Origin of the sequence: Salinispora cortesiana (assembly GCF_000484695.1) — a bacterium.
GTDB classification, from domain to species: Bacteria; Actinomycetota; Actinomycetes; order Mycobacteriales; family Micromonosporaceae; genus Micromonospora; species Micromonospora cortesiana.
This window is the reverse complement of sequence record NZ_AXVR01000053.1, coordinates 23,500-29,625: the sequence shown is the minus strand read 5'-3', so window position 1 is coordinate 29,625 and position 6,126 is coordinate 23,500. Positions and strand designations below refer to the sequence as shown.

At 68.9% G+C, this 6,126-nt stretch carries 5 protein-coding genes and 2 pseudogenes; 2 read left to right on the top strand and 5 right to left on the bottom strand.

Translation table 11 applies throughout. The features are described from left to right. The 5 genes and pseudogenes from K228_RS0119560 to pepN form a co-directional block, all read right to left on the bottom strand. Window positions 1-371: pseudogene (locus tag K228_RS0119560) on the bottom strand (hypothetical protein); the annotation flags it as partial. A gap of 383 nt (window positions 372-754) precedes the next feature. After that, window positions 755-1,387 carry a histidine phosphatase family protein gene (locus K228_RS0119555; RefSeq protein ID WP_025619961.1) on the bottom strand — a complete coding sequence of 211 codons (633 nt, stop codon included), beginning with the start codon at window positions 1,385-1,387 and terminating at the stop codon, window positions 755-757. Further along, window positions 1,384-1,782, bottom strand: coding sequence for a ribosome silencing factor (rsfS, locus tag K228_RS0119550; protein ID WP_018216623.1), 399 nt, complete (start codon window positions 1,780-1,782; stop codon window positions 1,384-1,386). The genes K228_RS0119555 and rsfS overlap by 4 nt, the downstream gene beginning before the upstream one ends. A gap of 109 nt (window positions 1,783-1,891) precedes the next feature. After that, complete coding sequence (gene nadD / locus K228_RS0119545) at window positions 1,892-2,488, bottom strand: nicotinate-nucleotide adenylyltransferase (protein WP_025619960.1); 597 nt, start codon at window positions 2,486-2,488, stop codon at window positions 1,892-1,894. 81 nt (window positions 2,489-2,569) lie between these two features. Beyond that, a pseudogene (gene pepN, locus K228_RS25880) lies at window positions 2,570-5,083 on the bottom strand (aminopeptidase N). A 66-nt stretch (window positions 5,084-5,149) separates the two neighbouring features. Between pepN and K228_RS0119535 the strand changes: the two are divergent. Together K228_RS0119535 and K228_RS0119530 are read left to right on the top strand one after the other, a co-directional pair. Next, window positions 5,150-5,368 (top strand): DUF397 domain-containing protein, encoded by a 219-nt coding sequence (locus K228_RS0119535; RefSeq protein WP_025619959.1) that lies wholly within the window; start codon window positions 5,150-5,152, stop codon window positions 5,366-5,368. A 213-nt stretch (window positions 5,369-5,581) separates the two neighbouring features. Then, window positions 5,582-6,052: a DUF4383 domain-containing protein gene (locus tag K228_RS0119530; RefSeq protein ID WP_025619958.1), complete on the top strand. Its 471-nt coding sequence runs from the start codon at window positions 5,582-5,584 to the stop codon at window positions 6,050-6,052. Window positions 6,053-6,126 lie beyond the last annotated feature (74 nt).

The following is a 6,126-nucleotide window of genomic DNA, read 5'->3' as shown; positions in this document are numbered from 1 at the left end:
CGCTGCTGGAACAGGCCCTGCGAGTCGTGGTCGTTGCGGTCACCCAGGTGACCCAGGTTCTCCAACTTCGACTCCTGCAAACTGGTGGCGATCGCCACCACAGCGGCCCGCTCATCCATGTCGGCGTTCTTCGTGGCCTCGATGATGGCCTTCACATTGCCGGTCTGCTCATCGTTCAGGTCAATGCGCGACTGCTCACCCTGAGTGCCGTGCGGGATCAGCGTGCCACTGTCGGGCTTCTCCGCCACCACAGCAGCAGCCGCGGGGGTGGGGACGCTGTCGGTGCGGGTGGCCAGCGGGCCGGCGACGACACCGGTGGACAGGGCCAGACCAGCAACACCAAGCACGCTACGACGCAGAATCATGTTAATCATGGGGGATGCTCCATTCGGGGGTCGACACCCATCACGCACGCCCAAAGGGGGGATCAGGCGGCACAGGGGTGCAAGCACCGTCCGGCGCTCAAAAAGAACATGAGAAAGAGGTCGACGACCGCGGGGCCTCACCAGGGGCACACGCACGGCGCCGGGTCCATGTGTAACGACCGGCCGGCCACCATCATTCCCAGGGGCTCACCCAGCTGGCATCCGCCATCGGCGGATGCCAGCTCGGTCGTACGCAGGGTGTAACGCCCCCACGCCCGCCAAGATTCCACCACCATGATGACCGCAGTTACAACCGCAACCACGACAAACCACGACAAACCCGACCTTCGGTCGGTGTTGATGGGGTAAACCCCTAATACTTGGGGCCGCTATCGGTGGCGGTGAGCGGGATCGGCGTCGTAGCGGGGCCCGACGTTGTGTGCCCGCAGGCGCCAGCCCCGCTGCTTGTCGTGCCACAACTCGGTCCAGTGGCAGTTACGCAGCGAGTCGATCGAATGCAGCACGGCGAGCTCCCAGCCGAGTAGCTGACCGATGCCCTGTCGGGCGCCACCACCATGGGTGGCGACCACCACCGTCCCACCGGCGACGGTGTCGGCGGCCTCCTGAAACGCGACACCCAGCCGCTTACCGACGTCGTCCAAGGTTTCGATGCCGGCACCGGGGTCTGGGTCACCGACTCGCCAACGGGCGTACTCGTCCGGGTACTGTTCGGCCGCCTCGGTGAGCCGGAGCCCCTGCCAGGGCCCGAAGTGCCGCTCCCGCAGCCGTACGTCGGTGTGCACCGGCAGTCCGGTCAGGGCGGCCAGAGCGGCAGCCGTGTCCGCCGCCCGCCGCAGGTCACTGGCGAAGATCGCGTCGGGTTGGAACCCGGCGAGCAGTTGGGCGGCAGCGCGTGCCTGCTCCCGACCGAGGTCGTTCAGACCAACGTCGGTCTGCCCCTGCACGCGGCCGCTGGCGTTCCAGTCGGTGTTTCCGTGCCGCCAGACAATCAGCCGAGTCATTCGGCGGCGCCGGGCTCAGCGGCGGCGAGGTCGCGGTCAACGAAGGGAATCTGCGGGCAGTCCTTCCAGAGCCGGTCCAACGCGTAGAACTCGCGCTCCTCGGTGTGCTGGACGTGCACGACGATGTCCACGTAGTCGAGCAGCACCCAACGGCCGCCCCGCTCCCCCTCCCGCCGGACCGGCTTGGCCTTCTCCGGCAGCTGGAGCAGGCGCTCCTCGATCGCGTCAACGATGGCGAGCACCTGACGTTCGTTGGGGGCGGCGGCGAGCAGGAACGCGTCGGTGATGGCGAGCTGATCACCCACGTCAATGATGACGATGTCCTGCGCCCTCTTGTCGGCCGCGGCCTGGGCGGCGGCGGTCGCCAGCTCGTGTGCGCGTTCGGAAACTGTCACCGTTCTCCTTCGATCATGCGTGCTACCCCCCAAGCGTCTCACATGAAAGGGCGACACGGCCGGTCGGTTACGGCGCGTCCGGGCCGGAACGGCCCCAGACCGGGACGGATCACTGCTGGTAGAGCCGCCGTTTTGCGATGTACTGCACCACACCGTCGGGCACCAGATACCACAGCGGCGCGCTTCGGGAGACCCGGGCACGGCAGTCGGTGGAGGAGATCGCCATCGCGGGCACCTGCACCAGGCTCACCGTGTCGGCGGGCAGGTGGGCGTCGGACAACCTAAACCCGGGCCGGGTCACCCCGATGAAGTGGGCCAACTCGAAGGCCTCGTCCAAGTCCTTCCAGGAAAGGATCCTCGCCAGGGCATCCGCGCCGGTGATGAAGAAGAGCTGCACCTTGGCGCCGTACACAACCCGCAGGTCACGCAGCGTGTCGATAGTGTAGGTAGGGCCACCGCGGTCGATGTCGGCCCGACTGACCTGGAAGCGAGGGTTGGAAGCGGTGGCGATGACCGTCATCAGGTATCGATCCTCGGCGGGGCTGACCGGCTCGTCCGCCTTCTGCCACGGCTGCCCGGTGGGGACGAAAATCACCTCGTCCAGCCCGAACCGGTCGGCCACCTCGCTCGCCGCGACCAGGTGCCCGTGGTGGATCGGGTCAAACGTGCCGCCCATGATTCCCACCCGCCGGATGTCTTCCTCCACCCCGCGATCTTAGGCCGACCGCGGCCAGCGCCGACGCCGCCCCGGCTTCCCCACCACTCCTCAGACATCCACCGCCGCTCCTCAGGCGTCCACCGCCGCAACGGCGGTCCGGGCGACCAGTGCCCGGCGCATGTCGTCGTCCGCGTCGATCAACGTCCGACGAAGACCCGGGGTGAGATCCCCCCCGGGTGAGCAGCTTCGCGACGCCCTCCCGGGTGCTCTGCGCGACCGCGTAGCGCGGAAACGCCAGCTCCGCGATCCGCTCCGCCACCCATGGGGTACGCAACCGTGAGGCGGCCGGCATGTCGGCAAAGTACCGCCCGACGTACGGGGCGGTCAGCGTCGCCTGCTCCGGCTGCCAGAAGCCCTCCGCGGTAGCCTCGACCAGGCGGGCGGAGCATTCCGTGTTCGCCACGATGATCTTCCAGGCAGCCTGTTTGGCCACCGGGTCGGGCAGGGCCGCGCGACAGCGGGCGGCCCGCTCGACACCGGTGGCGCTCGGGTCGGCTGCCGCCTCAGCGGCGATCTCCGCCGCCCCGGCCCCACCCAGCGCCACCAGCCGCTCCAGCACTGCCCACCGCAGCTCCGCGTCGATCGCGAGCCCCGGTGGCTGGCCCTGGCCGGCCAGCCAACCGGCCAGCCGGTCCACGTCATCGGTCGCGGCGACCCACCCCCGCGCCGCGGCGAGCTGAAGCGAGCCACCGGGCGGCGCGGTGTCGAGCAGCTGCCGGGTGGCCCCGGCGACCCGAGCCAAGGCCTCCTCGCGGGCGAACGGGTCGAGGTACCGGTCGATCAGCGATCGGCTGATCGCGACCACATCCTCGACGATCACCACCTCGGTCTCGGCCGGCAGCGCGGTGGTGATCAGCTGCACCAGCTCCGTCAGTGGTCGTTCCCCATCGGTGACGGCGTCCAGCTCGGCTCCCCAGAGCAGTGCCCGCGCGAGCGAGTCGGTCAGGCGGGGCAGCAACAGCGGTACCGCGTCCGCCGAGGCCGGATCCAGGCGGATCTTGGCGTAGGTCAGGTCACCGGCGTTCGGCAGCAGCAGTTGGGCGGCTACCTGCCCGGCCAGGTCGGTGAGGACCGTGCGACCACCGTCGACCGAAGGTTCAAGATCCACCAGATGGTGCGCCACGGTGCCGTCAGCGGCGTACCGGGCGACGCCGACCCGGTGCGGGCGCAGCACCGGGTGGGACTCCGGCCCGCTCTGCACTAGGGCCACCTCGGTATATCGGCCATCTACATCGAGCGATACCTCCGCCCGCAGCGTGTTGACCTGCGCGGTACGCAGCCAGCACCGGGCCCAGCCGGTCAGGTCGCGCCCGCTGGCCGTGGTCAGGCTGGCCAGCAGGTCCGCCAGGGCGGCGTTGCCGAACCGATGCTCGGCGAAGTACGCGTTGAGCCCGGCCAGGAAGTCGTCGTCGCCGAGCCAGGCCACGAGCTGGCGCAGCACCGCGGCGCCCTTCGCGTACGAGATGCCGTCGAAGTTGAGCAGGGCCTGGGCGGCGTCGGTCACCTCCTCCGGGGCGACCGGGTGGGTCGACGGGCGCTGGTCGGCCACGTACCCCCAGATCTTGCGCCGCATCGCGAAGGTCGTCCAGCCGCGATCGAAGCGGGTAACCTCCGCGGTCACCCGGGTGGCCAGGTACTCGGCGAACGACTCGTTCAGCCACAGGTCGTCCCACCACCGCATGGTGACCAGGTCCCCGAACCACATGTGCGCCATCTCGTGCGCGATGGTGCTGGCCCGCCACTCGCGCTCGCTCTCAGTGACCGCGGACCGGAAGACATAGTCGTCCCGAATGGTCACCAGCCCCGGATTCTCCATGGCCCCGGCGTTGAACTCCGGTACGAACGCCTGGTCGTACTTGCCGAACGGGTACCGCTGCGCAAAGAGCTGGTGATACCGGTCCAGGCACTGTTTCGTGATCGTGAGGATCTCGTCGATCTCCGAGTCCAGGTACGTCGCGAGCGACCGACGGCACCAGACGCCGAGCGGGATGTCGTCATGCTCGTCCCGGTGGACGTACCAGGGCCCGGCGATCACCGAGACCAGGTACGTGGCCAGCGGTTCGGTTGGGGCGAACTCCCACCGCCCTGGACGCGGCGAGGCAGCCAGTACGCCGTTCGCGGCGACGGTCCAGTGCTCGGGGGCGGTCACCGTGAGGGTGACCGGGGCCTTGAGGTCGGGTTGGTCGAAGGCGGTGAAGATGCGCGGGGCATGGTCGAGGAAGGACATGGCGTACAGGTAGGTCTCCCCGTCGGCCGGGTCGACAAAGCGGTGCATCCCCTCGCCGGTATTGGTGTACGCCATCTCCGCCTCGACGGTCAGCGTGTTCCGCTCGGCGAGGCCGGTCAGTGGCAGCCGGTTGTCGACCAGCAGGGTGGGGTCAAGGTCGGTGTCGTTGATTCGGACCGAGCGCAGCTTCTGCGGCTGGCACTCGACGAATGTCTGGGAGCCGGGGTCGCCCGAAACCGGATGGTGACCTGCGAACGAAACCCTTCGTCGCCGGTCACGTCGAGGTCCACCTGATAGGACTCGACGGAAATCACAGCGGCGCGCGCGGTCGCCTCTACGCGGGTAAGACTCGGCATCCGCTTATCCTGCCCGATGGAGCAATACGAATTGCCCCCCAACCCACGGCACTGGAGGACTGGACTATGACGACGCACCCCAAAGGCGACTTCGATGTCTCGCGGGCCGTGTGGCAGCGAGCCGAGGGCGACACCTCTGAGGCCGCCGTCGAGGTCGCGTTCGTTGACGACCTGATCGGCATGCGCAACTCCGCCGATCCGGACGGCCCGGTCCTCGTGTTCACCCAGGCCGAGTGGGACGCCTTCGTCGCCGGTGCCCAGGACGGTGAGTTCGACCTGGACTGATTCGGCGGGACCGCCTAGACCCGGATCAACGCTCCGGGTCTAGGCGGTACGTCCGCCCCCTTTGCCTGCACGCCCGGGCTCCTGGCTGGCCACCGGTGTGATCCGCCGTTTGGCTGCGGAGTCCGCTGGTGGGGCCGGACAATGATGGATTGTCGGGTCGGGGGCGAGCCCGCGCCACGGCGCCGTGGGTCGCGGATCGACGGAGGTGCAGGCATGGCAGAGCACGCACGAGCACGGTCGAGGACAGGGCTTCAGGTCGCGGCCCTCGCCGTGGGGGGAATCCTCCTCCTACTGGGAGTGCTCGGGTTCGTGCCCGGGATAACCACCGACTACGGCGAGTTGCGGTTTGCCGGGCCGGACTCCGGGGCGATGCTGTTTGGCCTGTTCCAGGTCTCTTTCCTGCACAACATCCTGCTCCTGGGGTCCGGTCTGGCCGGCCTGCTGCTGTCCCGCCGGGTGGGCGGGGCACGGGTCTTCCTCACCGTGGGGGGCGCGCTCACCCTCGCCCTGTGGATCTATGGGCTCGTGATCGACCGAGCCAGCTCAGCCAACGTGATCCCGGTGAACGACGCCGACAACTGGCTACACCTCGGGCTCGGCTTCGGGATGCTCGTGCTCGGCCTGCTCCTGTCCAACCAGAAAGGCACCGGGGGCCGGCTCGACACTCCCCTGGACCGGCCCTGACCCGTCCACGGGCGCGGTCGCCCGCCACGTCAACCTGGCCCTCGCGCGGAGGTTGCCACCACCCAACGTAGGTC

Coding starts and splice junctions, on each gene's coding strand:
- K228_RS0119555 (WP_025619961.1), bottom strand. CDS start 1,387: ATGACTCGGCTGATTGTCTGGCGGCACGGAAACACCGACTGGAACGCC.
- K228_RS0119535 (WP_025619959.1), top strand. CDS start 5,150: ATGACGACGCACCCCAAAGGCGACTTCGATGTCTCGCGGGCCGTGTGG.
- K228_RS0119530 (WP_025619958.1), top strand. CDS start 5,582: ATGGCAGAGCACGCACGAGCACGGTCGAGGACAGGGCTTCAGGTCGCG.